Source organism: Algoriphagus halophilus (assembly GCF_900129785.1).
GTDB lineage: Bacteria > Bacteroidota > Bacteroidia > Cytophagales > Cyclobacteriaceae > Algoriphagus > Algoriphagus halophilus.
In genome coordinates this window covers 350,865-374,374 of sequence record NZ_FSRC01000002.1, presented here as the reverse complement: position 1 = coordinate 374,374, position 23,510 = coordinate 350,865, and the positions used below count along the sequence as shown (strand labels likewise).

The following is a 23,510-nucleotide window of genomic DNA, read 5'->3' as shown; positions in this document are numbered from 1 at the left end:
TTAAAATGGGCTAAAGATCAAGCCAAAACGTACTCCATCTCTTGCAACAGCCGAGCCAAAATCGGTGTGATTTCCAAAATATTGGGTAGAAGCACCGTAAAAAGGATCGTAAGCAAAATCTATGGTAGGATTCACTTCTCTTTTATCTTTTAAGATTTGTTTTCTGTATTCCAGAAGATTGGCTCTTATTTCCATGCTAATCCAAGGTTTCCATTGGTAAGCAAAGGCGAGATCCATCCCAACTCTCCAATTGGTTTCTTTCATCGGAATTTCCATCCGATAATAGGCGATACTCAGGCAAGTGGAACAGTAGTCATTTAATGATTCTTCGTAGTTGCAATTTGGGCAAGGAAAATAGAACCCGAAATCAGGAGCCAGGACTATATTCCCATCCTTTCCAGATTCTTTCATTCCATACAGGTTGAAATTCAGGGAGGTCTTTTTACCTAGACTGATGAATTTCTTTAAAAATAGCCCATACCCACGAAGATTATTTTTCATGGAAGCTTCCTGATACACATTCCTAGAACCGATGATTGGGTAATACTCATTTTCATCAGGTTCCCCATAAATTGGATAGCTAAACTCGATGGGGGAAACCTGACTTTGATAAGAGCTAAAGTTGGACAGGATTCCAATTGACCAATCGTTTTGTAGTTTGAAACCAACCATGGGGCGGATACTTCCCAGCATATTTCGTTGAACCGCCAATGGGTCAGATTGGCGTAAGCTCCGTTGCCAGTAGCTGGCATCAAAACCAAAATAAAATTTGGAATCTGCATTTTGCGCCATGCTGCCCAATGAGAAAAATAGGGCAAAAATCAAGAGTTGAATTTTTTTCATCTTAGAAAGAATAGGGATTGCTACCTTTACGGTAAATTAAGGTCATTCGCTACAGATATGAGCAACTATAACGAACTAGTAAAACAATGGGCGAGTGAGCTCACTCAGTATTCTCCAGAAGAGGCAAACAACTTGATAAACTGGCTTTTAGAATACCATTTAGGAATCCGAAAAGTAGATATGTTAGATGCATTTGAGGAAAATAGTTTGTCAGAATCCCTCTACCAGGACTTCGAACGACTAAAGTCTGGAGAACCTGTTCAATACATCATTGGGAAGGCCCCTTTTTATGGAAGAGAATTCTTTGTGGATGAATCTGTACTCATTCCAAGAAATGAGACAGAGGAATTAGTGCATATGATCATCAAGGAAAACCCAACTCCAGGAATGAAAATCTTGGACATTGGGACAGGTTCCGGTTGTATTCCGATCAGCTTAGCCTTGGAAATGAAAGACTCGGAAGTATATACGGCCGATGTATCTGAAGATGCCATTGAAGTGGCCATGGAAAATGCGGAACATCTTGAGGCTGAAGTGACTTTCCTACACTTGGATATTTTAAAGGAGATGCCAAACCTATCTGATTTGGATATTTTGGTAAGCAATCCTCCTTATGTGCCTGAAGCGGAATGGGTGGATCTGCACAGTAATGTGCGCGATTTTGAACCCGGATTAGCCCTATTTGTTCCAGATCATGATCCCTTGTTGTTTTATCGAGTGATTGCTGAAAAAGCGAAGATGTTATTGAGGCCAGGAGGCAAACTGTATTATGAGATTCATAATAATTTTGGACCAGAAACAGTGGAATTGTTGGAAGGATTGGGCTACAAGGAGATAAATTTGGTTCGTGATCTAAATGATAAGAACCGAATGGTTTCAGCAATTTTTCCTGGTTGATCAGCGGATTTGTTCACCAATCCAAAATATTCCTGAAGCCTTAATTTCAGTTATCCCTTCTGGAACTTCCAAAAATGTTGCATAGGTGATGGGCAGTATTAGCTTCCCATTTTCGTTGATAACTTCCACAGGAAGGCCTTCTTTTGCATGAATATGGATGGTGGACTTTGCAAACCACTTTTTAAAGTCCCCTTCTTTAACTGGATAGTACTTCCAATCTCCATCTAGTAAGGTAAGGTCCATTAGCTGAATCTTATCTTGCAGGTCTAAGGCTTGCAGATGAGGGATTCCAATCAAATGGGCTGCGTAGTGTTTGCTCGCCAATAAATATTGTAAGCCTTCTTCCAGGGCATTTTCAGGTGTTGAATTCAAAAAACGCACAGGGTATTGTTCCTCCAGAAGCTGAATATTTTCCTTTTGGAAGGACTCGGAGCCTAAGATTACGTCAATTTTGATTCCCCAACTCAGGACTTGATCCAAGGCCTGTTCTGCAACCAATACTGTTGGAACCCATTCTAATAAAGGAGAAACCTGGTCAAAATGAATCTCATCCGCATTTAAGATAAAAACGGCTGGTTCTTGTTGTTCTTTGACGAAATGATGGGAAGACATAGGGATTAACTCCAGAGTTTTTTGTAAAAATTGACAGCATTTTCGTACGCTAAACGTACCAAATTTTGTTCACTTAAATCCGTTTCTAAGTGGTCTAACAGGCTAGGATATTTACTTGAATTCTCTGCCAAAGGAAAGTAAAAAGGTATCCTCGAAGGATCTCCAAAATTTTTGGTGTAGAAGAAGTCCGAACCAAAACACATGGACTTTTTTCCTCCAATTTCAAAGCCGTGAAGTAAGTGCTCGAATAACCTTTCTGGAACATCATTGTCTAGAAAAGCCCGTAAAAAGTTCACGCCAATTATCCCACCTCGATGGATTACTTCCTTTGCAAATTCGTCAGTCAGATTTCTTCTATGATTCCAGATCTGTCTAAAATTAGAATGGCTGGCAATGATAGGAATGTTAAGCTTTTCCTGATCAATATGGTTTAAAATGCCCTCAGCCAATAAATCTGAAGTATGAGACAAATCAATTGGAATCTTTTTTCCTGCCATGTAATCCAGAATAAATTTGCCATCATCTTTTAAGCCTATTCCATCTGTATAATTCCCACCTCCAAATCTATTTTCAGTATGATGGGTCAAACTGATATAAGCTAGTTTTTGAGTTCTTTTCAAGATGCTGTCAAACTGGGATTTTATTTCAGTTAGAGAAGCTGTTTCATGACCGATTCCAGCAGCATTTTCTATGGAAGCAAGGATGCCTATGTTATTCTGGCTTTTCCAGTTGGCAAGAAAATCCTCATTGGCAAAACTCAAATCCGAGGGATTCTTTTCCAGTAATTCCAAAAAGATATCGGCTTGTTTGCTGGCCAATATCATCGAGTCAGGATTCACATCTGTATAAATTGCCATGACCTGCAAACGTACCCCGCCTGATTTCATTAAGGGAATGGCACAAGCTATATCATCTTTGGAATATGGGTTGGCTGCAGGGACTTTCGCGAGGTAAGAAAGCATGTCACAGTGTAAATCAGCAATAGGAAGACGCATGTTTTTGGGCTTTGGGACAAAGTAAACCAAAAAAGAGGATGATTTTTAATACTTTTAAGCCTGATATGTGTTACCTACTTTGAAAGGCAAATTTTATTTTTAACCGAAACAAAAAGCTAATGGCAATTGCAAAACCCTTCAATTTTAAAAAATGGATTGATGATAATAGACACCTGCTTAAACCACCGGTTGGGAATAAGCAAGTTTACCTTGAAAATGAGGATTTTATCATCATGGTCGTAGGAGGCCCTAATTCAAGAAAAGACTATCACTACAATGAGGGAGAGGAGTTTTTCTACCAAATAGAAGGGGATATCGTATTGAAGATTATTGAAGATGGTAAGCCAGTGGATGTACCGATCAAAGAAGGTGAGATTTTTCTACTTCCTCCAAAAGTTCCCCATTCTCCAAGGAGACCAGCTAATACTATCGGATTGGTCATTGAGCGATATAGAAAAGAAGGGGAAAAAGATGGGTTTATCTGGCACTGCGAAAATTGTGGAGAAAAACTGTATGAGGAATATGCCGATGTAACCGATATCGTCAATCAACTACCTCCCATCATGGAAAGGTTTTGGTCTAGTCCAGAGCATACTACCTGTAAAAACTGTGGAACGGTAATGCAAAAATAGTAGCTAAACAAACCAGTGAAACAAATAGCGGATGCATGATACAGCATCTTCAACCTTTAAATATATGACCCAAATAGATTATCAGTTTACCGAAGAATTTGCTAGAAAAATGGATGCAGAGGATCCCATCAATTCCTTCAGGGATCGATTTTTATTTCCTGAAGTAAATGGGGGAAAAGCAATTTATTTCTGTGGAAATTCTTTAGGCTTACAGCCCAAGTCAGTCAAATCCTATTTGGAGAAAGAATTGAATAATTGGGCAAATTTAGGAGTGGATGGGCATTTTCATGGAGAAGATGCCTGGTATCATGCAAGACAAAAGTCAAAACCGGCCTTGGCGCAGATCATGGGGGCACATACGCATGAGGTGGTGGCTATGAACAATCTCAGCTCCAATCTTCATTTTTTGATGGTGTCGTTTTACAGACCTACTTCAGAACGATTCAAAATCATTGTAGACGGAGGAGCATTCCCATCAGATATGTACATGTTGGAGACTCAGGTCAAATTTCATGGGTTGAATCCAGATGAAGCTATCGTTGAGTTGATTCCAAGAGATGGGGAGCATATCCTTCGGACGGAAGATATTATCTCCGAGATAATAAAGCATGGAGATTCCCTGGCGATGGTGAATATGGCGGGTTTACAATATTATACTGGTCAATTATTTGACATTAGGGAAATCACAGCAGCAGCGCATTCAGTAGGAGCGTATGCAGGGTTTGACCTGGCTCATGCAGCAGGAAATGCAGTACTTAAACTCCATGATTGGGAGGTGGATTTTGCCACTTGGTGTAGTTATAAGTATATGAATTCTGGTCCAGGCAATATTTCTGGAGTATTTGTCCACGAGCGATTTGCCGATAGACCTGATTTGCCAAGGTTTGCTGGATGGTGGGGACATGATGAGGGACAAAGATTCCTCATGGAAAAAGGATTTGTTCCGATGCATGGGGCTGACGGTTGGCAGGTTTCTAATACCAATATCTTGGCTTTGGCAGCCCATCAAGCTTCGCTGGATATATTCATGGAAGCTGGAATGAGCAATCTGCGGGCAAAAAGTGAAAAATTGACGGGGTATTTGGCCTACCTAATTGAGCAAATCAGTGGAAAATCAGGCATTTTGGAAATTATTACTCCGAAAAAACCTGATGAGAGGGGTTGTCAGTTATCTTTGCACATTCATCGTGGAGGCAAAGCTGTATTCGATGATTGGTATAGTCATGGAGTGGTAGGTGATTGGAGAAACCCAAATGTGATCCGATTAGCGCCTACTCCGCTGTATAATAGTTTCTTGGATGTTTTCAGATTTGCACAGATTTTGGAACAAAGCTTGAAAAAATTCGCTTAAGAAACTGGGATAAAACTTATCCGAATGAAAAAAAATGAAATAACTATTCTTGGAGCCGGTCTGATTGGCTCCCTGATGGCCATATATCTCAAGCGTCAAGGTCTTGATGTCACTGTTTACGATAAAAGACCTGACAAACGGAAAACTCCCTATTACGAAGGTGGTCGATCCATTAATATGGCATTGAGTCATAGAGGTTGGAAAAGCTTGGAAGAGGTGGGATTGAAAGATCAGGTGCTTCCTTTGTCTATTCCAATGTATGGTAGAAAAATCCATGATGAACATGGGGGGACTTCCTTTATCCCATACGGGAAAAAAGATCAAGCAATTTATTCCATTTCAAGAGGTAAATTCAATCAATTGTTGGCTGAAGAAGCTGAAAGACTTGGAGCTGAATTCAAATTTGAACATAAATGCCTAGAGGTAGATTTCCCATCGCAGAAAATCACCTTTGAAACAGCCGAAGGGGAAGAAACTTTAGATGCACCTGTGATTATTGGGGCTGATGGAGCATATTCAGCCCTTCGTTTAAGCATGCAAAAGCAAATCCGCTTTAACTATAAGCAGGAATATATTTCGCATGGATATAAGGAGCTGACCATTCCTGCCACCGCTGAGGGTGAGTTTGCAATGGATCCAAATGCATTACATATATGGCCAAGAGGTAAGTTTATGTTAATTGCTTTACCTAATCCCGATAAATCATTTACCTGTACTTTGTTTTTGCCCTTTGAAGGCACAAAAATCTGTTTTGATAAGATCACAGATGAAAAAGATCTTAAAAGCTTATTCAGCAATTATTTTGATGACGCTTATCAACTCATGCCTGATTTGTTGGAGGAGTTTTTCAGAAACCCTACCTCTGCGCTAGTAAATGTGGATTGTTATCCATGGGTGCAAGGAAAGAGTTTATTGATTGGAGACGCCTCTCATGCCATGGTGCCATTTTATGGTCAGGGGATGAATTGCGGTTTTGAGGATTGCTTTATTCTGAATGGACTAATAGATAAATTAGGAACTAACACCTGGGATCTGGTTTTTGAAAAATTCCAGAAAAACAGAAAAAGAGATACTGATGCGGTTTGTCAGCTGGCAATGGAAAATTTCATTGAAATGAGAGATTCTGTAGCTGATCCCAAATTTTTGTTGAGAAAGAAAATTGAAGCAAAACTTCATGAGTTATATCCTAACGACTGGATTCCACTCTATACATTGGTTACATTTTCAGATATCAGTTATTCTGAAGCCTATGCACAGGGTAAGTTGCAGGAAGAAATCATGGATAAAGTAATGGCTGATCCTTTGATTACTGAAAATTGGAATAAGCTCGATTATGAAGATATTATATTCCAGATGGAAACAGCAAAAGCGGTCTAAAAGGACCGCTTTTTTTATTTAATAGCTAATTGTGTCAATTCTTATTTTAAAATCTACGGGACGGAGAATCATAAACTTTGTTTTGAGAATGAAGCTATGGTGATTACTGCTTTGGAATTTTGATTTCTTCCTTCAGATTTAAAATCTCATCTAAATATTCCCTGCTATTGGAAAGTCTAGGGATTTTGTGTTGACCACCCAACTTTCCTTTTTTGCCTAGCCACATTTCAAAGATCCCGTGAGGTGCAGTATGAATGATAGGAGCTACTAAAGCAAGATCCTTGTGCCTTTTGGCATCATAATCTGAATTGACCTCACGTAAGTGCTGATCCAGAAGCAAGTTAAATTGATCTTGGTCTATGGGTTCCTTGTGGAACTCAATGAGCCATTCATGCGCCCCTTTGGATCCTGAGGTATCAAAATAAACCGGAGCAGCAGTGAAATTTGAGATGGTAGCTCCTGTATGTTCTGCGGCATATTGGATGGCTTTCTCAGCATTTTCTACAATGACCTCTTCTCCAAAAGCATTGATAAAATGTTTGGTCCTGCCTGAGATTTTGAATCGATAAGGTTTGGTGGAGGTAAATTTGACGGTATCTCCAATTTTATACCTCCATAGCCCTCCATTAGTGGAAATTACCAAGGCATAATTTTTCCCTATTTCCACTCCTGCCAATGGGACTACATTGGGGTCTTCTTTTTCCCAGTCTTCCATCGGAATGAATTCATAGAAAATTCCGTAATCCAACAGCAGAAGTAATTCTTCTGAGTTAGGTTTATCTTGGATGCCGAAAAATCCTTCAGAGGCATTGTAGGTTTCTACATACCGCATTTTTTCAGAAGGGATCAGTTCTTTGAAAAGACTTCTATAAGGCCCAAAAGCTACAGCACCATGAAAGAAAACTTCCAAATTGGGCCATACCTCCAATATGTTTTTTGCCTTTTTTATTTCTAGAATGCGCTGCATTAAAACCACTGTCCAAGTAGGAACACCTGCAATACAAGTGACATCCTCGTTCATGGTTTCTCTGGCCATTTTCTCAATTTTCGCCTCCCATTCACTCATCAAGGCTGTTTCCAAAGATGGAGTTCTGACAAATTGTGCCCAGATGGGGAGGTTTTGCATGATTACAGCGGAAATATCTCCAGCTCTGGCGGAACCTTGAGGATTTAAAGGATTCTTCTCTAGGGTTCCTCCAATGGTCAAGCTTTTTCCTGCAAATAGTCTGGAGTCAGGGTTATTGGCGATGTACAAGGAAACCATGTCTTTTCCACCGCTGTAATGGCAGTCCTCCAAGCTTTCGGTAGTAACAGGGATGTATTTGCTTCGGGAAGAAGTGGTTCCAGAAGATTTGGCAAACCATTCAATAGTGGTATTCCAAAGCACATTTTGAGTGCCTCTCATCGTTTTATCGATGTAGGGTTTGATCCCTTCATAATCAAGGATAGGAACTTGTCTGGCAAAATCATCATAGTGTTTGATTTTAGCGAAACCAAACTCCTTTCCAAATTCAGTGTTTTTTCCAGCCTCTATTAATTCAAAAAAAGTAGTGTCCTGGACCTGTATTGGGTTTTTTTTAAAGTTTTCTATTTGACCAATCCGATTTTTAAAAATCCAGGTCATAAAGGAATTTAATACCTCCATTAATTAAAAATTTTGCGTTTTAGCTCAAACTGACTACCCAAATAAACTTTTCGGACTTGTTCATCAGCAGCAAGCTCTTCGGCGGTTCCGGCTTTCAATAATCTTCCTTCAAACATCAAATAGGCTCGATCTGTGATAGAAAGTGTTTCATTTACATTGTGGTCCGTGATCAGAATCCCGATATTTTTGGTCTTTAGTTTAGCTACTATTGTCTGGATCTCTTCAACTGCAATGGGGTCGACTCCCGCAAATGGCTCATCTAATAATACAAATTTAGGATCTACTGCCAAAGCCCTGGCAATTTCCGTTCTTCTTCTCTCTCCTCCAGAAAGTACCATCCCTAGGTTTTTCCTCACATGTGTTAAACTGAATTCTTCTAATAAACTTTCTACTTTCTCTTTACGCTCTTGCTTGGGCATTTTGGTCATTTCCAATACGGCCATGATATTTTCCTCCACAGAGAGTTTTCGAAATACCGAGGCTTCTTGGGCTAAATACCCTATTCCTAACTTAGCTCTCTTGTACATGGGAAGGCTTGTGATATTTTCACTTTCTAAAAATATCTTGCCTTCATTAGGTTGGACTAACCCCACAATCATGTAGAAAGAGGTGGTTTTACCTGCTCCATTTGGACCCAGCAAGCCTACAATTTCTCCTTGCTCTACTTGTACTGAAATATCATTCACTACACGGCGACCTTTGTAAATTTTGACGAGGTTGTCGGCTTTTAGAATCATATTAGTCAAATTTGATGTCTTTTACGTAGAGCTGCAAGCTGGATTTGTCACGGAAGAAATTTTCCCGCATTTCAGCCACAATATCAAAACGCATTTTTCCTTGTAACATTTTAACAATCGTGTGATCTGGATCCTTTACTCGGTCGGCTAACCCAAACCCTAAGCAAACAGGTTTCGTCACTTGACCATCTTGTACGATATTAAATCGAAGGTGTTTATCTTTTAGAATGATCACATTTTCGGCATAGGCTTGAGAAATTCTGAAAATAGGCTCCGTATTTCCTGGGCCAAAAGGTGCCATTTGCTTCAATATATTATAAAACTTATAATTTATTTGATCCAGTAGCAATTCATCGTCAATTTCTATGACAGGCTTCCTATGTACTTCTTCAATTCTTCTTTTGACTACCGACTCAAACATCCTTTGAAAGTCGGGTACCTTGTCTACCGAAAGGGTTAAACCAGCCGCATATTTATGTCCTCCAAATTGATCTAACAAACCAGAACATTCAGCGATTGCTTCGTAAATATCGAAGTCTACCACTGAACGTGCGCTTCCAGTAGCTTTTCCATTGGATTCGGTTAATATGATCGTAGGTCTATAATATTTTTCTATACATCGACTGGCGACAATTCCAATGACTCCTTTGTGCCAATCCTCTTTAAACAATACCGTAGAATTCCATTCTGAATCCATTTCTTGATCCGCGATCATCTCAAACGCCTCTTTGGTGATATTTTCATCAAAGTTTCTCCGAGTGGTATTCACCTCATCTACTAATTTGGCCCGTTCGATGGCTAAATTGAGATCGGTAGAAATTAACAACTCTACCGAAGCCTTGGCATGTTCCAGTCTTCCAGATGCATTGATTCTTGGGCCAATTTTAAAAACGATATCCGAGATGCCGATTTCTTTTTCAATTTTGGCACTCAGCATTAAGGCCTTTAATCCTGGTCTCGGGGTATTATTGATTCGGTCCAATCCATAATAAGCCAGAATTCTATTTTCTCCGGTTATAGGGACAATATCTGCAGCAATACTGACGACCAACAAATCCAAATATGGATACAAACCTGCTTCATCTATTCCGCGTCTTTTAGCATGTGCCTGAATTAATTTGAAACCTACTCCAGCACCACTAAGCTCTTTATAAGGGTATTCACAATCGGTTCTTTTAGCATCAAGTACGGCAATAGCCTGCGGTAATTCTTGTCCTGGAGTGTGGTGATCACAAATGATGAAATCTACACCTAGCTCTTTGGCAAGCTTCACTTTGTCAATGGCTTTGATTCCGCAGTCTAGCGCAATGACGAGCTTGTAATCGTTATCTGCAGCAAACCTTACTCCTTTATCGGAAATACCATAACCTTCTTTGTATCGGTCCGGGATATAAAAATCTACTCTACTATAAAAAGTCTGGAGAAAACTGTAAACCAAGGCAACCGCAGTAGTGCCATCTACATCATAGTCTCCATACACCAAGATTTTTTCATTTTGATCAATGGCTTGTTCAATCCTATCTATAGCTTCAGGCATATCTTTCATCAAGAAAGGATCATGCAGATGGCTTAAACTAGGTCTGAAATAGTTTTTGGCCTGCTCATAGTTCTCCACACCTCGATTAATCAACATATTAGCCAGGATTGGATTTACGTTGATATCCCTTCCTAGCTGCTCTACTAATTCTGGCGTTGCTCGTGGTTTCTGCTTCCAAACGTACTCCATGGTTTGATACTTGGGTTTAATAAAAGGTAGAAGTGAATCTAACTTAATCCGATAATTCGATAAAAAAGTTCTAAAAAAGAGAAATTGCCTTAAGCTTTACTCTTTTTGTATTGAAACCAAAAATAACCCGGAAATATGAGTGCTTTCAATTTCCAGTCATTTTTCTCTCTCAATGTTAGGCCTGAATCCTGATGCACAGTACGATACATTTTGCCTGCTAATAAGCAATGGCCTATTAATGCGGCGAATACAACTGCATAAATAATCAGTTCATTCATATTAGTCTTTTTGCAATATTAATGCAGCCCAATTGTCTTTGCTGTTTTTCTTGTAGAGGCTGAGACCTAAAGGAGCGGCACATTCCAGTAAATCTTCAATGTCTTCCGTATAGAATCCGCTCAGCAAAAGAAATCCTTTGGAATCTAATAACTCAGCATAGATCTCCATTTCGTCCAATAGGATGTTTTTATTGATGTTGGCTAAAATAATATCGAATTTCCCCTGTGGATTTACCTCTCGAATGGTTCCAATATCCATTCTGGTAGAAAGACCATTTAAATCGAAATTCTCATTGCCATTTTCCACACACCATTCATCAATATCAAAGGCTTCTATTTCTTGCGCTTCCAGCAAATGAGCCATAATTGCTAAGATTCCAGTTCCTGAACCCACGTCCAATACGCGTTTTCCTTTGTGGTCAATCTCGGCTTGATGCTTTAACATTTGGTAGGTGGTAGCATGGTGCCCAGTACCAAATGACATTTTGGGGTTGATGACAATTTCGTATTGAAACCCTGGGGCTGGGTCGTGGAACGAAGCTCTTACAAAAACAAGATCATCTACTTCTATAGGATCATAATTTTTTTCCCATTCCTCATTCCAGTTGACTTTTGGCATTTTACTTTCATGCCAGGAAATTTGAGCGGGAAGCTTATATTTTTCGATTAATTCCAAAAAAGCCTCCCGGTCAAATTCTTGTTCTGGTGCATAAGCATCCACTCCTTCTTCTGTTTCCAAAAAGGAATCAAAGCCTATCTCAGCTAATTCTGCAATTAGGATTTCCCGGAAATCTTCCAGGCAAGTGATTTTTAATTCCAGGTAATCCATTTCTAAATTAGAATGATTTGATGATGTCCATAAAGTCTCTTGATTTCAGAGAGGCTCCGCCGATCAATCCACCATCCACATCTTCCTTGGAGAATATTTCTTGTGCATTCTTAGGGTTGCAACTTCCACCATACAAAATAGAGGTTTCAGCAGCGATGTCTTTACCGTATTTGCTGGCAATATGTCTTCTAAGAGCAGCATGCATTTCCTGTGCCTGCTCAGCAGTGGCTGTTTTTCCGGTTCCAATTGCCCAGATAGGTTCATAGGCAATCACCACTTTGCTAAAATCTTCTGGGCTCAAGTCAAAAAGGCTTTCAGTTAGCTGAAATTTTACATTCGGCTCATGTGTTCCGGCAGTTCTGATATCCAAGGATTCGCCACAGCAGAAAATAGGTTTTAACCCATGGGCCAAAGCTTCTTTTACTTTGACAGCTAGCAGTTCGTTTCCTTCATGGAAGTATTCTCTTCTTTCACTATGACCAATGATGACATATTCTACTCCAAATGAAGCCAGGATTTTAGCAGATACTTCACCGGTAAATGCTCCAGATTCTTTATCAGAACAATTTTGAGCTCCTATCTTAACTCCTGCCACATCGCCTACCAATTTCTTAACTGGAAAAATATGTGGGAATGGAGGATTCAAGATCGCTACAACATCCTTGATGTTTTCGTCTTTATACATGTTGACAATCTCAGAAGTCAGAATTTGACCTTCTTCAAAAGTCATATTCATTTTCCAGTTGCCGGCTACAATTTTCTTACGCATGGTTGTGGGTTGTTTATCTAATTAAGATTTGAAAGAATCTAATTCAAGGGTAATTTGGCTTAAAATTAAAGAAAATGTCCGTCTGGCGAAAAAATAACTCAGAACAGTCAATAAAAAAGTCTTGGTCTCTAGAGGAAGCGAAAGAAAAGCTATCTACTTTTTGTGCCTATCAGGAACGTTGTATTTGGGAAACCAAGCGGAAACTTTACGAAAAGGGGATCAAAGAAGAGGATTCTGATGAATTAATTACCTATTTGATAGAGGAGAAATTTATAGATGAGGAGCGCTTTGCAAGGACTTTCTCTCGAGGTAAATTCAGGCTGAAAAAATGGGGTAGGGGAAGGATAAGGCAAGAATTGAAGATGCGCCAGATTCCGGAAAACTTGATAAAAAAGGGACTTTCTGAAATTGATCCCTATGAATATTACGATACCTTATTATCTCAAGTGGAGAAACATTGGGGAAGAATCAAAGAGTCGGACCCTTATAAAAAGAAGTTTAAAGTCATCCAGTACTTATTTTCCAAAGGTTTTGAAATGGATTTGATCAAGGAAGCGGTTGAGGAGTCAAATATGGGTGGTTAAACCGAATCCGGGATCATATCTGACATAATTTTGGCAGAAAGCAAACAAAGCGGGATACCTCCTCCAGGATGGACAGATCCACCGCAGAAATATAGGTTTTGGATTTTGGAGGAATAGTTTGCATGCCTTAAAAATGCGGAGAACTTATTGTTTGAAGAGTTTCCATAAAGCGCTCCCTGGGCTGAGGAGGTCTTCAACTCGATCGTTCTTGGATCCAGAATTTCTTCTACCTCAATTAAAGGCTCTATATCTGTTTTTAAAATTCTATTGAGTTTATGGATAATATTCTTTTTGGATTCCAAAATTAATTGGTCCCAATCCTGGCCTTGATTATTGGGGACATTAATCATTGTAAACCAATTCATGCAGCCTTCAGGGGCGTCATCAGGTTTGTATAGGGAGGTGATATTGATGTAGACAGTTGGGTCATGGTAAATCCTTCCTTTTTTAAAAATATGGTCAAATTCCTCCAAATAATTATCAGAGAAGAAAATATTATGGAGATCCAAATCTTCGAACTTGCGCTTGATACCCCAATAAAAAATTAATGCTGAACTAGATTTAGGTTGATTTAAAAGGAGTTTTGGTTGCTTTTGTTTTTTTAAAATGGTCTTATATGCATTGACCATATCCATGTTATTGACTACGATCTCCGCCTCTATTTTTTTATTGTCTGCAAGGATAACCCCTGTAGCTTTTCCTTCTTCTACAATAATTTCATCCACTTTTTGATTGAAAGTGTAAGTAACTCCAAGGTCCAAGGATAACTGAAATAAGCTGTTAGTAATGTCATGCATGCCTTTTTTCGGAAAAAAGGCTCCGATATTAAATTCTAAATGAGGGATAATATTTAGCGTAGCAGGGGTTTCGTAGGGGTTGGATCCATTGTAGGTGGCGTACCTATTGAATAATTGAATGAGTTTAGGATTGTCAAATTGCTTTTCGTTGGCTTCATTCATGGTGGAGAAGATGCCCAGTTTACCCATTTTTAGATAAGCCTTCATTGCATCCTGGTTGGTCCATGTTTTCCAATCGTGTAGGGACTTGTGCATAAAAAGTGGAGCCAAATGATCGTAGATATAGGAGGAGTTAATCAAAGCCTCTTTGATATGGGACTTTGGCTCGCCCAGTTGCTGATTTACCTCCTCAGCAAATAAGTCTAGGTCAGCGTATGCTTTCAACTTTTTCCCATCTTCCCAAAAGTAATGACAGGTGACTGGAAGCTTGAGGTAGTCAAAGTGTTCCTTTGGGTCTTTCTCGGCCAAATGAAATAATTCTTCTACTTGTTCTGGTAAAGTAAAAAGGGAAGGACCAGCATCAAATCGGTATTCTCCTAGATCAATTTTTGAAAGTTTTCCTCCAGGGTAAGAATTGGACTCGAATACCTCTACGGTGTATCCTTTTAATGCTAGGCGAATGGATGAAGCGATGCCTGCGATCCCTGAACCAATGATTATGGCTTTCCTATTCATATGGCTAGCAAGATACAATTATTCATTGGATGAAGCTTTTTTGAACAATATTGAATAGCATATAAATATTTTTCTAAAAATATTATGAATGGCTTTTTTTTGTATTTGAAATACATTTAAATTTAAGTCAAATATTTAAAAACCCTTTACCATTCTATGAAAATTTTTACAACAAAACTGCTGGGGTTAGTGATCTCGGCGTTGCTCTTAGGAGCCTGTAGCCAAATGGCTACCTATGAAAATGAAGATCTGACCAATACCTTGGCTAAATCAGATCAGTCGGGATTCACGTTGAGTCCATATGAAACTACAAGATTTGAGAATGCTATGGTTTCTGAAAGTGGAGACTTTATTTTGACTTACACTGAAAACGTTTGCCTTGGTGATGATATTTTATTCACTTTTGGAGGTACAGGTTTTACAGGAAATCGCACTGTCCAAGTTCAGGAATTTGTAAATGATGAATGGGTACAGGTTTTCCAACAATCTCAGGCTTCTTCAGGTGCTTCTGGAAATTTATCAGGGTATGAGGTTGGCACTTATTTGTTTAGATGGAAAGTAGCTGGTCAAGGAGGAGTTCAAAATGTTGAGTTTACTGTTGAAGTTGAGGATTGTAATGTGTCCTGTGAATATGAAACTGGATATGTAGGAAATACAATTGGCGAAACAGAACCTGCACAAGGTAATGGAAATAATAACGCTTGGTGGTATGCATTTGACATTGAAGGACCAACAACTCAGAATGTTTATCAAAAAAATAATGTGATAGGTACTGCAGTTTATGATGAAAATGCAGGGACAATAACAATTAATTTTGATTCAAGCTATTCCTTAAAAGAAGGAGAATCAGAATCTGTAAAATGGTCTAGCTATGCGGATGGATTATTGCCAACAGGAGGAAGACCGACTCCAGGCCAATCATTAAATAAAGGTACAGACTTAGTTATTGATACAAATGGTGACCGTTATTATGTGATCCATCTAGATGTTCAAGTTTGCACTTCCGCAAGCTGAGTTCGATTAATAATCTTTAATAAAAAAACCTCTGAAATTACTCTCAGAGGTTTTTTTGATTTTATTTCTAATTACAGCTTTTCAAATACTCTTCTAAAGCTGGTAGCTTCAGCGATTCTTCCATGAAGTTCTGCTATTGGCACTCGCTCTTGTTCTGTAGTGTCTCGATGACGGATAGTCACTGTATTGTCTTCTAAGGTCTGGTGATCCACAGCAATACAGAAAGGTGTTCCGATTAAATCCTGTCTTGTATAACGCTTACCAATGGAAGCTGCTTCTTCATAAATGATATTGAAATCATACTTCAGCAATTCCACGATTTCCTTCCCTTTTTCAGGAAGGCCATCCTTTTTAGTAATAGGAAGAATGGCTGCTTTTACTGGCGCAATAGCAGGATGCAATTTCAAATAGGTTCTACTTTTCTCTTCAGTCTTTTCTTCGGTGTATGCGTTGCAAAGTGTCAGTAAGAATAATCTATCTGCTCCGATTGAAGTCTCAATTACATAAGGAATGTAATTTTGATTGACTTCCGGATCAAAGTATTGCTGTTTCTTTTTAGAAAATTCCTGATGGGATTTCAAATCAAAATCAGTTCTAGAGTGAATCCCTTCCACCTCTTTAAATCCAAATGGGAATTCATATTCAATATCCATGGCAGCATTAGCATAGTGAGCCAATTTTTCATGGTCATGCTTTCTCAACTTATCTTCAGGAGTTCCAAGAGCCAAATGCCATTTCATTCTCATTTCCGCCCATTGCTTGTACCAATCCAATTCAGTACCAGGTCGCACGAAAAATTGCATTTCCATTTGTTCGAATTCACGCATTCTGAAGATGAACTGGCGAGCAACAATCTCATTTCTGAAAGCTTTACCTATTTGGGCGATTCCAAAAGGAACTTTCATTCTGGCTGTTTTCTGCACATTCAGGAAGTTGACAAAAATCCCTTGGGCAGTTTCAGGGCGCAGGTAAATGGTAGAGGCATCTTCTGCTACAGAACCTACCTGAGTAGAGAACATCAAATTAAATTGACGTACATCCGTCCAGTTGGAGGTTCCGGAAATAGGACATTTAATGTCTTCATTGATGATCAAATCCCTTACACCGGCCAAGTCTTCTGCTTCTAGCATTCTTGCTAATGCTCCAGTTAATGAATTGGCTTTTTCGATGTCACCCGCTCTTTCAAACGTAGCAGCATGCTCCTCGATCAACACATCCGCTCTATATCGTTTTTTGGAGTCCTTGTTATCGATCATTGGATCATTGAATGAATCCACGTGACCTGAAGCCTTCCAAGTGGTAGGATGCATAAAAATAGCTGCATCGATCCCTACAATATTATCTTGGACTCTGGTCATGGTTTCCCACCAAAGTCTTTTCAAGTTATTCTTTAATTCTACCCCATATGCACCATAATCATAGACTGCCTGAAGCCCGTCATAAATCTCAGAACTAGGGTAAACAAAACCATACTCTTTGGCATGGGAAATAATATCTTTCAATTGGGCGTTTTCCGCCGGAGTTGCTGTTTTTGCCATGGGCGCAAAAATAAAGAAACATATTGATATCTATGAACCTAAAAAAGTTCTAAATCTCTAAAAACTAGTATTCTCTTGTTACAAATTGAAAAAGGCCATCATTACTTGGGTAAGATGGCCTTAAAATGAGTTGGTTAGTTTATCTAAATGTATACTTGACACCGACTCCTCCTCTAAGATAACTATGGGAATGGTCGGCAAAGACGGGTGCGGCTTCCACTAGGAACCCTAAATTCCTAGTATTGCTGAATGGCTTGATCAATACCCCTACCGGGATTGCTAAATAAATGTCATTGTGGTCCTCGTGATGCTTATGGTTATGATGATGACCCAACAGGCCTAACCCTGCTCCGACATAGGCATTCACTTCACTTTTTCTAACAAAATTATATCCGCCCATCAGCTCTAGGCCTATATCATGACCAATACCAAGTCTTGCTTCTCCGAAAAACTCCTTGTCTGGATTTGTTCCGACAGTGATAAATGTATCTGAACTTTGAAAGTTAACTCCTACTGCAACCTGAGCTTTGGAGATCGATATAAAGCCGAATAGGGCAAATGCTAATAAGAATATTTTATTCATGGTGGTTTAGTTTATTAACCTAATACACCAAGAAGAAGCCAAACTTAAAAAATTACCATTTCCCTTCAGCTTTAGAGATAGTGCGTTGTTCTTTGGAGCTTTGAAAGGAGGCTTCTATCATTTTTAAAACACTGATTGTCTGAGGGATGGTGACTTTAAGTGGATTTCCTTTCAAAATAGCATCAGCTACATTAGTGTAATAAATTCTATAATCGCCTGGGACGCTTTGGTAAGATTTAGTTTCTGACTTGAGGAATATTTTTCCCCAATTTTCCTCAGGTTCTACACCCCAATCCTTTCCATCTGGCTTGATACCTTCTTTAAAAGCTTGTTCTTGTACGTCCATACCAAACTTCAAATAAGAGCCATTTTGACCCAACATTAGGTATTTTGGAGTAGGTGCATTGACCAAAACACCGGCGGTTACTCTGGCTTTAAAGTTCTCATAATGCATGACGATGTCGAAATGATCATCAGCCATGGCTCCTTTTCTTTGTTTTTGGATATCTGCTTGAATACTATCGGGTGCACCAAATATCATCACCACTTGATCGATCAAATGGGAACCTAAATCATAAGTAATTCCATTTCCTGGACCTGCTTCTTCCCTCCAATTACCTGAAAGTTCTGGTCTGAATCGGTCAAAGTGAGATTCCAAATACACCAAATCACCGAGTAACCTTTCTTGAATTAGTTTTTGGAGGGTCATGATATCTCCGTCAAATCTCCTATTATGAAATACTGAGCAAACTTTTCCAGTTTTGTTTGCTAATTCCAGTAGCTCTTCTGCCTCATGAGAATAAATAGTGACGGGTTTGTCTATCACCACATGTTTTCCGGCTTCTAAACATTGTTTGGCCATAGGGAAATGGAAGGTGTTTGGGGTAGTGATGACCACTAATTCTACCTCGCTTTTTTCCAGTAACTCCTCGAGACTTCTGTAAATAGTAACTGACGGATACTTCTCCTTGCTTTTATTGGATTTACGTTCTACCACTGCCACTAGCTCTAAGTCTGGGCAAACGGTAATCAAAGGAGCGTGCATTTTTTCCGCAACTGAGCCATAGCCCACGATAGCAGTTTTGATAGGAGTGTTCATAATTTATAAGTGCATATCCTGGACCTTATTGACTAGTTCGATCCTAGAGGAGACTTGTAATTTGCTATGTATGTTTTTTCTATGGGTTTCAATAGTCTGCACACTCAAGCTGAGGTCATCTGCAATTTCTTTATTCTGACGTCCTTCTTTGATTAATTTGATAATCTGTACTTCCCTTCTGGATAATTTGAATTTTTCTCGGAAAGCATCAAAAAATGAGCTTTGGTTGGCTTGCTGGATCACCCTTTGAAAATTTGGTAAGTGTCTTCCTTCAAATACTTCATGGATGGTGTATACCAATTCATCTGGGTCGGCATCTTTTAATACAAAGGCATCTGCCCCATCATGCATGCACTTTTTATAGATTTTTTCTTCGTCATACATGGATAATACAACAACTTTAATCTCGGGGTGATTTTTTTTTGCGTATTCTAGGACTCCAAATCCATCGAGTACGGGCATATTCAGGTCAGTAAGGATCACATCCGGAAGATCTGTAGCGATTTCATCTACCAACTCTTTTCCATTAGGATAAAGACCGGTAATCAATAAATCGTCATATTCCTCTAAAAGTCCTTCTAAGCCTTTAGCGAATAGTTTATGGTCATCAGCTAAAGCAATTCTGATCATGTGGGGTATTCAGGGTATAATGTAAGCTTTGTACAAAAAGATTAGTACAAATTACTTCATGGATATTAATTAGGCAACAATAAATGGATAAGTGTTCCATTTCCTATACTGGAGGTAATAGAAAAATCTCCTCCAATGGTTTCCATTCTCTTTTTTAAATTATACATGCCACTTCCAGAAGACTCTATGGAAGTATCGAATCCTTTACCATTGTCTTTTATTTGGATGGTTCTAGTTGCACCATCTTTCCAAATTTTTACCTTGATTTCCTCTGGTGATGCATGCTTCATCGCGTTGTTTAATACTTCCTGGATTACCCGAATCAATACCAATTTTTGATCTTTAGGTAATTCCCCAAGTTCTATGGAATGTTGAAAGGAAGTTTTGCAAAAACCTGTGGACTCTATCTTTTGTAATTGTTGACCTATAAATTCTTCAATTGTCAGAGATTCCACCCAGTCCAAGTTTAAATTTTTAGACAAAGCCCTTACTTCAGAGATTACTTGGTTGATGGTTTCTTTCCCTTCTTGTTGTTTTTCTGGCTTGGAAGAACCTAAATAAAGTTTAGCTAAGGAAAGTAACTGGCCAATATTGTCGTGTAGTTCTCTTCCTACATGAGTAAGAGTGTCCTGCTGAATTTCATTCTCTATGTTTAGCAAGGTTTTTTCATGTTCAGACTTGATCTGATCAAGCTTTTGTTTGTTTTGTGCTTGTCTTTGTCTATGGATAAAGACCATGGCAACTACGAAAGTGGACATCAGGCCTCCTAGAAAAAGAGTGCTAAAAATGATGACGTAAATTTGATCTTCAGTTGGGTTCATATAATGGTTCTCTTAAAAAAACATTTGGTAATAAAGGGGATGCGATAATTAAGATCAATATGCCAATGTTGATGATACCCATATACATATCAATTTGAGAAATACTTTGACCCAAGTCTGGGTTGAATTCATAAAGATATAGGTAAGCAACAGAGCTAATATATGTCAATGAGTAAGTAAAAAGCAAAAAGGTCATTTGCCAAAAAGAAATTAATCGGAGTGGCTCGGTTTCTAAATAGTACTGGTTGGTAATTAATCCCATAAAATATAAGCCACTTCCTATCAATATCATATTGGCACCCATGGCAGAAATGATGGGTTGATCTAAATACAGGGGTTCTATTCCAGTAATCTGTAAAACGAAAGCGGTGATTACAAAAAACAAGAGCATCCAGGTGATGATTTTTTTCTTGGTGGGCTCTAGCCAATTTCTAATTAATAGTAGGTAAAGAATCGTAGTGATTTGCTGAAAACAAATATTAAATACCCAAAGATTATAATTGGGATTTTCAGTATTTCCCAATAAAGCATTTACAGATTTTTTAAAGTCTAAATTGTAATTAGTGTAAGCGCCTAAGTTTTCATAAAAAACAGTAAAAGCTAAGATGACATAGGGGAGCCAATAGAAAATTTTGGTTTTACGTGAGTTAGGTAGACGGAAGAATATTAGGCTTCCAATTATCAAAAAGCTATCAATTATAATTAGATACCAACTCCCAAATTGCTCAATAATGCTTCTATCCATAATAGAAAAAAATAGACTCTCTGCTCAAATACATTTTAAGTTTTTAAAACTGGCAAAAAGCTAATTTTAAATAAGAAATGAAAAATAGCAAAGTTAAGCTGAAGTTTCGTGAGATATATAGAATGGTTCTTCCTCAAAAACCCTTGGAAGAAAAGGAGAGGCAATTGTCAAGGTAAGAATTCCAAGATTGATGATCTTCATAATGATATCTATTTTTTGGATAGCCTCACCTAATACAGGGTTCACCTCATAGAGGTATAACAAGGCCACTGAACTGACGTAAGTCAAGGTAAATGTAAACATGACAAAGGTCATTTGCCAAAAAGAAATCAATCGTAATGGATTTTTGTCCAAATATTGAGGGTGGGTAATCATGCCAGTGAAATACATAGCACTTCCAATTAAAATTAAGTTGGCACCCATTGCAAAAATGATAGGTTGGTTCAGGTAAAGTGGTTCAATTCCTGATAATTGTAAAGTCATGGTAACGACTATAAACAGGATGATCATCCAATTGATGTATTTCTTTTTGGATGGCTCCAGCCATGATTTGATTAATAATAAATAAAGGATAGTGCCGATTTGTCTTTTGGCCACATTGAATAACCAAAGATTAAACCTTGGGTATTTATAGTTCCCTAAATATTCATTGACAGATTTTTTAAATTCATAATTATAGTTAGTGTAGCTTCCGAAATTTTCATACAAAAAAGTAAAGCTCAAGATGATAAAAGGAAGGTAAAAATGAATGTTCCCTCTTTTTTCCTTAGGTAATTTAAGAAAACAAACAAATCCAATAACCATCAGTACATCCATAGGAATGGTATCTAATGGATATGCTGTAAATAAGGCTTCAATCAGTTTACTGTCCATTAAAAGTGATTTGGTTTATTTTTTTGCTAAAATATAAGAGTGACAAAATTTATAAAGCACTTAAGCGGCTCTAAAAATAGGTTCTTTCACAAAGACCTTTTTTAATAGAGGTGAAGCGATAATCAACACCAAAATCACTTTATTTAAAATACCCAAAACTCGATCTATTTGGACAATTCCAATTCCGAGTTGGGAGTTTATTTCATAAAGATAAATAACCGTCATCGAATTAATGTAGGTCAGGGAGTAGGTAAATAGGAGAAAAGTCATTTGCCAAAAGGAAAGAAGTTTTAAGGGGTTGGAATTCAAGTAATATTGATTGGTAATCAAGGCTACAAAATAAAGCCCGCTTCCTATTAAGATCATATTGGCACCCATGGAAAAAATGATGGGTTGATTCAAGTAAAGAGGTTCAATCCCAGTGATTTGTAAAACTAGAGAGACGATCACAAAAACAATCAACATCCAATTGATGTATTTTTTTTTGGTAGGTTCCAGCCAGTTTTTTATTAAAAATAGGTACAAAATGGTCGATATCTGCTTATTGGTAATATTATATAACCATAGATTATACTTTGGGAATTCCGTGTTCCCTAAAAGTGCATTGACTGATTTTTTGAACTCAAAGTTAAAATTCGTGTAAGCCCCCAGGTTTTCATAAAAAACCGTAAAAGCAAGAATAAAAAAAGGAAGCCAATAATAACTATTGGCTTTTTCCTCTTTCTTTAGCTTAAGAAAATAGAATGTACCTATCAATAACAAGGCATCGATAGCAAATAAATACCAGTCTCCAAAAGCAGTCCAAAAAGGGCTAGGCATCGCTAGGAATCAGTGGGTGAGGGCTCGCAGCGGTAAGGGCATTGGGAAGTTCCATTGACATAATCTCCTCCACTCCCTTCCAGCTTTAAAGTTACTACCTGATTATCTTTAAGATTAGCAGGGCGCATTACCAAGGTCATCTGACCTGTATAATCATCATGATTACTAGGATAGATTTCTTTGGCGGTTTCCTCCGTGTATTCTGTAAAGTAAAACTGAATCCCACCTACTTTAGGATCTTCATCCGCTTTTGCTAATAGGTTTTCCAACGTCTCTCTATCCAAAAATACCCAGCTGGTTTGATCAGTTTTGTCTTTGCCTTTTTTGTCTTTGGCAGGCTTTCCTTTTTTTACTTCTTTGTCATACTTGTCCTTCATGGACTTGAAGTCTTCATTTGAGATATTCATCGAAAAATTAGTTTTTTGAAACAATAAAATTCATTTCTATAATGAGTCACAAAAGATACCATATTTTGCCTTGTAGAGGCAACAGGTATGAATAAGGTTTTATGATTTATTATTTAATTTAAATAGATGATTGGAGCAATTCTTTCATGTTTGAGATAAAAGAAAAGCCAAAATTATTTTGGCTTTTCTGGTTTGTTAGTCAGTATGTTTTTGTAAGAAACACGTAATGGTTCT

General features: G+C 38.3%; 24 protein-coding genes. 6 read left to right on the top strand and 18 right to left on the bottom strand.

The window, feature by feature from the left end; translation table 11 throughout:
* Entirely contained in the window at nt 1–843 is an 843-nt protein-coding gene (locus BUR11_RS13675) for a hypothetical protein (protein ID WP_074225550.1), read from the bottom strand.
* Between the two features lie 57 nt (nt 844–900).
* On the opposite strand from BUR11_RS13675, the gene prmC reads away from it, so the two are divergent.
* Nucleotides 901–1,740, top strand: coding sequence for a peptide chain release factor N(5)-glutamine methyltransferase (gene prmC, locus BUR11_RS13670; RefSeq protein WP_074225549.1), 840 nt, complete (start codon nt 901–903; stop codon nt 1,738–1,740).
* On the opposite strand, the gene BUR11_RS13665 is transcribed toward prmC, so the two are convergent.
* Complete coding sequence (locus BUR11_RS13665; RefSeq protein WP_074225548.1) at nt 1,741–2,352, bottom strand: thiamine pyrophosphokinase; 612 nt, start codon at nt 2,350–2,352, stop codon at nt 1,741–1,743.
* Between the two features lie 5 nt (nt 2,353–2,357).
* Nucleotides 2,358–3,347 carry a dipeptidase gene (locus BUR11_RS13660; protein ID WP_074225547.1) on the bottom strand — a complete coding sequence of 330 codons (990 nt, stop codon included), beginning with the start codon at nt 3,345–3,347 and terminating at the stop codon, nt 2,358–2,360.
* A 119-nt stretch (nt 3,348–3,466) separates the two neighbouring features.
* Here BUR11_RS13660 and BUR11_RS13655 point away from each other — a divergent pair, with 119 nt between their 5' ends.
* The 3 genes from BUR11_RS13655 to BUR11_RS13645 all read left to right on the top strand — a co-directional run bounded on the left by BUR11_RS13655 (nt 3,467) and on the right by BUR11_RS13645 (nt 6,707).
* Nucleotides 3,467–3,979 (top strand): 3-hydroxyanthranilate 3,4-dioxygenase, encoded by a 513-nt coding sequence (locus BUR11_RS13655; RefSeq protein ID WP_074225546.1) that lies wholly within the window; start codon nt 3,467–3,469, stop codon nt 3,977–3,979.
* A gap of 64 nt (nt 3,980–4,043) precedes the next feature.
* Nucleotides 4,044–5,330 carry a kynureninase gene (gene kynU, locus BUR11_RS13650; protein ID WP_074225545.1) on the top strand — a complete coding sequence of 429 codons (1,287 nt, stop codon included), beginning with the start codon at nt 4,044–4,046 and terminating at the stop codon, nt 5,328–5,330.
* Between the two features lie 24 nt (nt 5,331–5,354).
* On the top strand, nt 5,355–6,707 hold the full coding sequence (locus tag BUR11_RS13645) for an FAD-dependent oxidoreductase (RefSeq protein WP_074225544.1): 1,353 nt from the start codon (nt 5,355–5,357) through the stop codon (nt 6,705–6,707).
* A 103-nt stretch (nt 6,708–6,810) separates the two neighbouring features.
* Here BUR11_RS13645 and BUR11_RS13640 read toward each other — a convergent pair whose 3' ends face one another.
* From BUR11_RS13640 to tpiA, 5 genes are all read right to left on the bottom strand, one after another.
* Nucleotides 6,811–8,352 carry a GH3 auxin-responsive promoter family protein gene (locus tag BUR11_RS13640; RefSeq protein WP_074225543.1) on the bottom strand — a complete coding sequence of 514 codons (1,542 nt, stop codon included), beginning with the start codon at nt 8,350–8,352 and terminating at the stop codon, nt 6,811–6,813.
* Nucleotides 8,352–9,089: an LPS export ABC transporter ATP-binding protein gene (gene lptB, locus BUR11_RS13635; RefSeq protein WP_074225542.1), complete on the bottom strand. Its 738-nt coding sequence runs from the start codon at nt 9,087–9,089 to the stop codon at nt 8,352–8,354. Before lptB ends, BUR11_RS13640 begins: the two co-directional genes overlap by 1 nt.
* A 1-nt stretch (nt 9,090) precedes the next feature.
* Nucleotides 9,091–10,815 carry a single-stranded-DNA-specific exonuclease RecJ gene (recJ, locus tag BUR11_RS13630; protein ID WP_074225541.1) on the bottom strand — a complete coding sequence of 575 codons (1,725 nt, stop codon included), beginning with the start codon at nt 10,813–10,815 and terminating at the stop codon, nt 9,091–9,093.
* Nucleotides 10,816–11,094: 279 nt separating this feature from the next.
* Nucleotides 11,095–11,922, bottom strand: a complete 828-nt coding sequence (gene prmA, locus BUR11_RS13620; protein WP_074225539.1) for a 50S ribosomal protein L11 methyltransferase — start codon at nt 11,920–11,922, stop codon at nt 11,095–11,097.
* A 7-nt stretch (nt 11,923–11,929) separates the two neighbouring features.
* Complete coding sequence (gene tpiA, locus BUR11_RS13615) at nt 11,930–12,691, bottom strand: triose-phosphate isomerase (protein WP_074225538.1); 762 nt, start codon at nt 12,689–12,691, stop codon at nt 11,930–11,932.
* Nucleotides 12,692–12,765: 74 nt separating this feature from the next.
* Between tpiA and BUR11_RS13610 the strand changes: the two genes are divergently transcribed.
* Nucleotides 12,766–13,275, top strand: a complete 510-nt coding sequence (locus tag BUR11_RS13610) for a regulatory protein RecX (protein ID WP_074225537.1) — start codon at nt 12,766–12,768, stop codon at nt 13,273–13,275.
* Here the strand turns inward: BUR11_RS13610 and crtD are convergent.
* Nucleotides 13,272–14,747 carry a 1-hydroxycarotenoid 3,4-desaturase CrtD gene (crtD, locus tag BUR11_RS13605; RefSeq protein WP_074225536.1) on the bottom strand — a complete coding sequence of 492 codons (1,476 nt, stop codon included), beginning with the start codon at nt 14,745–14,747 and terminating at the stop codon, nt 13,272–13,274. The genes BUR11_RS13610 and crtD overlap by 4 nt on opposite strands.
* A gap of 156 nt (nt 14,748–14,903) precedes the next feature.
* Here crtD and BUR11_RS13600 point away from each other — a divergent pair, with 156 nt between their 5' ends.
* A complete protein-coding gene (locus BUR11_RS13600; protein ID WP_074225535.1) occupies nt 14,904–15,761 on the top strand; it encodes a hypothetical protein in 858 nt (285 codons plus the stop codon).
* 71 nt (nt 15,762–15,832) lie between these two features.
* Here the strand turns inward: BUR11_RS13600 and BUR11_RS13595 are convergent, their stop codons facing one another.
* From BUR11_RS13595 to BUR11_RS13555, 9 genes are all read right to left on the bottom strand, one after another.
* Nucleotides 15,833–17,299, bottom strand: a complete 1,467-nt coding sequence (locus BUR11_RS13595; RefSeq protein ID WP_074225534.1) for a glycine--tRNA ligase — start codon at nt 17,297–17,299, stop codon at nt 15,833–15,835.
* Nucleotides 17,300–17,438: 139 nt separating this feature from the next.
* Complete coding sequence (locus BUR11_RS13590; RefSeq protein WP_074225533.1) at nt 17,439–17,882, bottom strand: outer membrane insertion C- signal; 444 nt, start codon at nt 17,880–17,882, stop codon at nt 17,439–17,441.
* 52 nt (nt 17,883–17,934) lie between these two features.
* The gene (locus BUR11_RS13585; RefSeq protein ID WP_074225532.1) at nt 17,935–18,981 is read right to left on the bottom strand and encodes an oxidoreductase; all 1,047 of its coding nucleotides are present in this window, start codon (nt 18,979–18,981) and stop codon (nt 17,935–17,937) included.
* 3 nt (nt 18,982–18,984) lie between these two features.
* Nucleotides 18,985–19,611, bottom strand: coding sequence for a response regulator (locus BUR11_RS13580; protein WP_074225531.1), 627 nt, complete (start codon nt 19,609–19,611; stop codon nt 18,985–18,987).
* A 65-nt stretch (nt 19,612–19,676) separates the two neighbouring features.
* Complete coding sequence (locus BUR11_RS13575; protein WP_074225530.1) at nt 19,677–20,432, bottom strand: sensor histidine kinase; 756 nt, start codon at nt 20,430–20,432, stop codon at nt 19,677–19,679.
* Complete coding sequence (locus BUR11_RS13570; RefSeq protein WP_074225529.1) at nt 20,419–21,177, bottom strand: histidine kinase; 759 nt, start codon at nt 21,175–21,177, stop codon at nt 20,419–20,421. The genes BUR11_RS13575 and BUR11_RS13570 overlap by 14 nt, the downstream gene beginning before the upstream one ends.
* 93 nt (nt 21,178–21,270) lie before the next feature.
* Nucleotides 21,271–22,050: a histidine kinase gene (locus tag BUR11_RS13565; protein ID WP_074225528.1), complete on the bottom strand. Its 780-nt coding sequence runs from the start codon at nt 22,048–22,050 to the stop codon at nt 21,271–21,273.
* 60 nt (nt 22,051–22,110) lie between these two features.
* On the bottom strand, nt 22,111–22,869 hold the full coding sequence (locus tag BUR11_RS13560) for a histidine kinase (RefSeq protein WP_074225527.1): 759 nt from the start codon (nt 22,867–22,869) through the stop codon (nt 22,111–22,113).
* A gap of 2 nt (nt 22,870–22,871) precedes the next feature.
* Nucleotides 22,872–23,276 (bottom strand): molecular chaperone DnaK, encoded by a 405-nt coding sequence (locus tag BUR11_RS13555; protein WP_074225526.1) that lies wholly within the window; start codon nt 23,274–23,276, stop codon nt 22,872–22,874.
* Nucleotides 23,277–23,510: the final 234 nt, after the last annotated feature.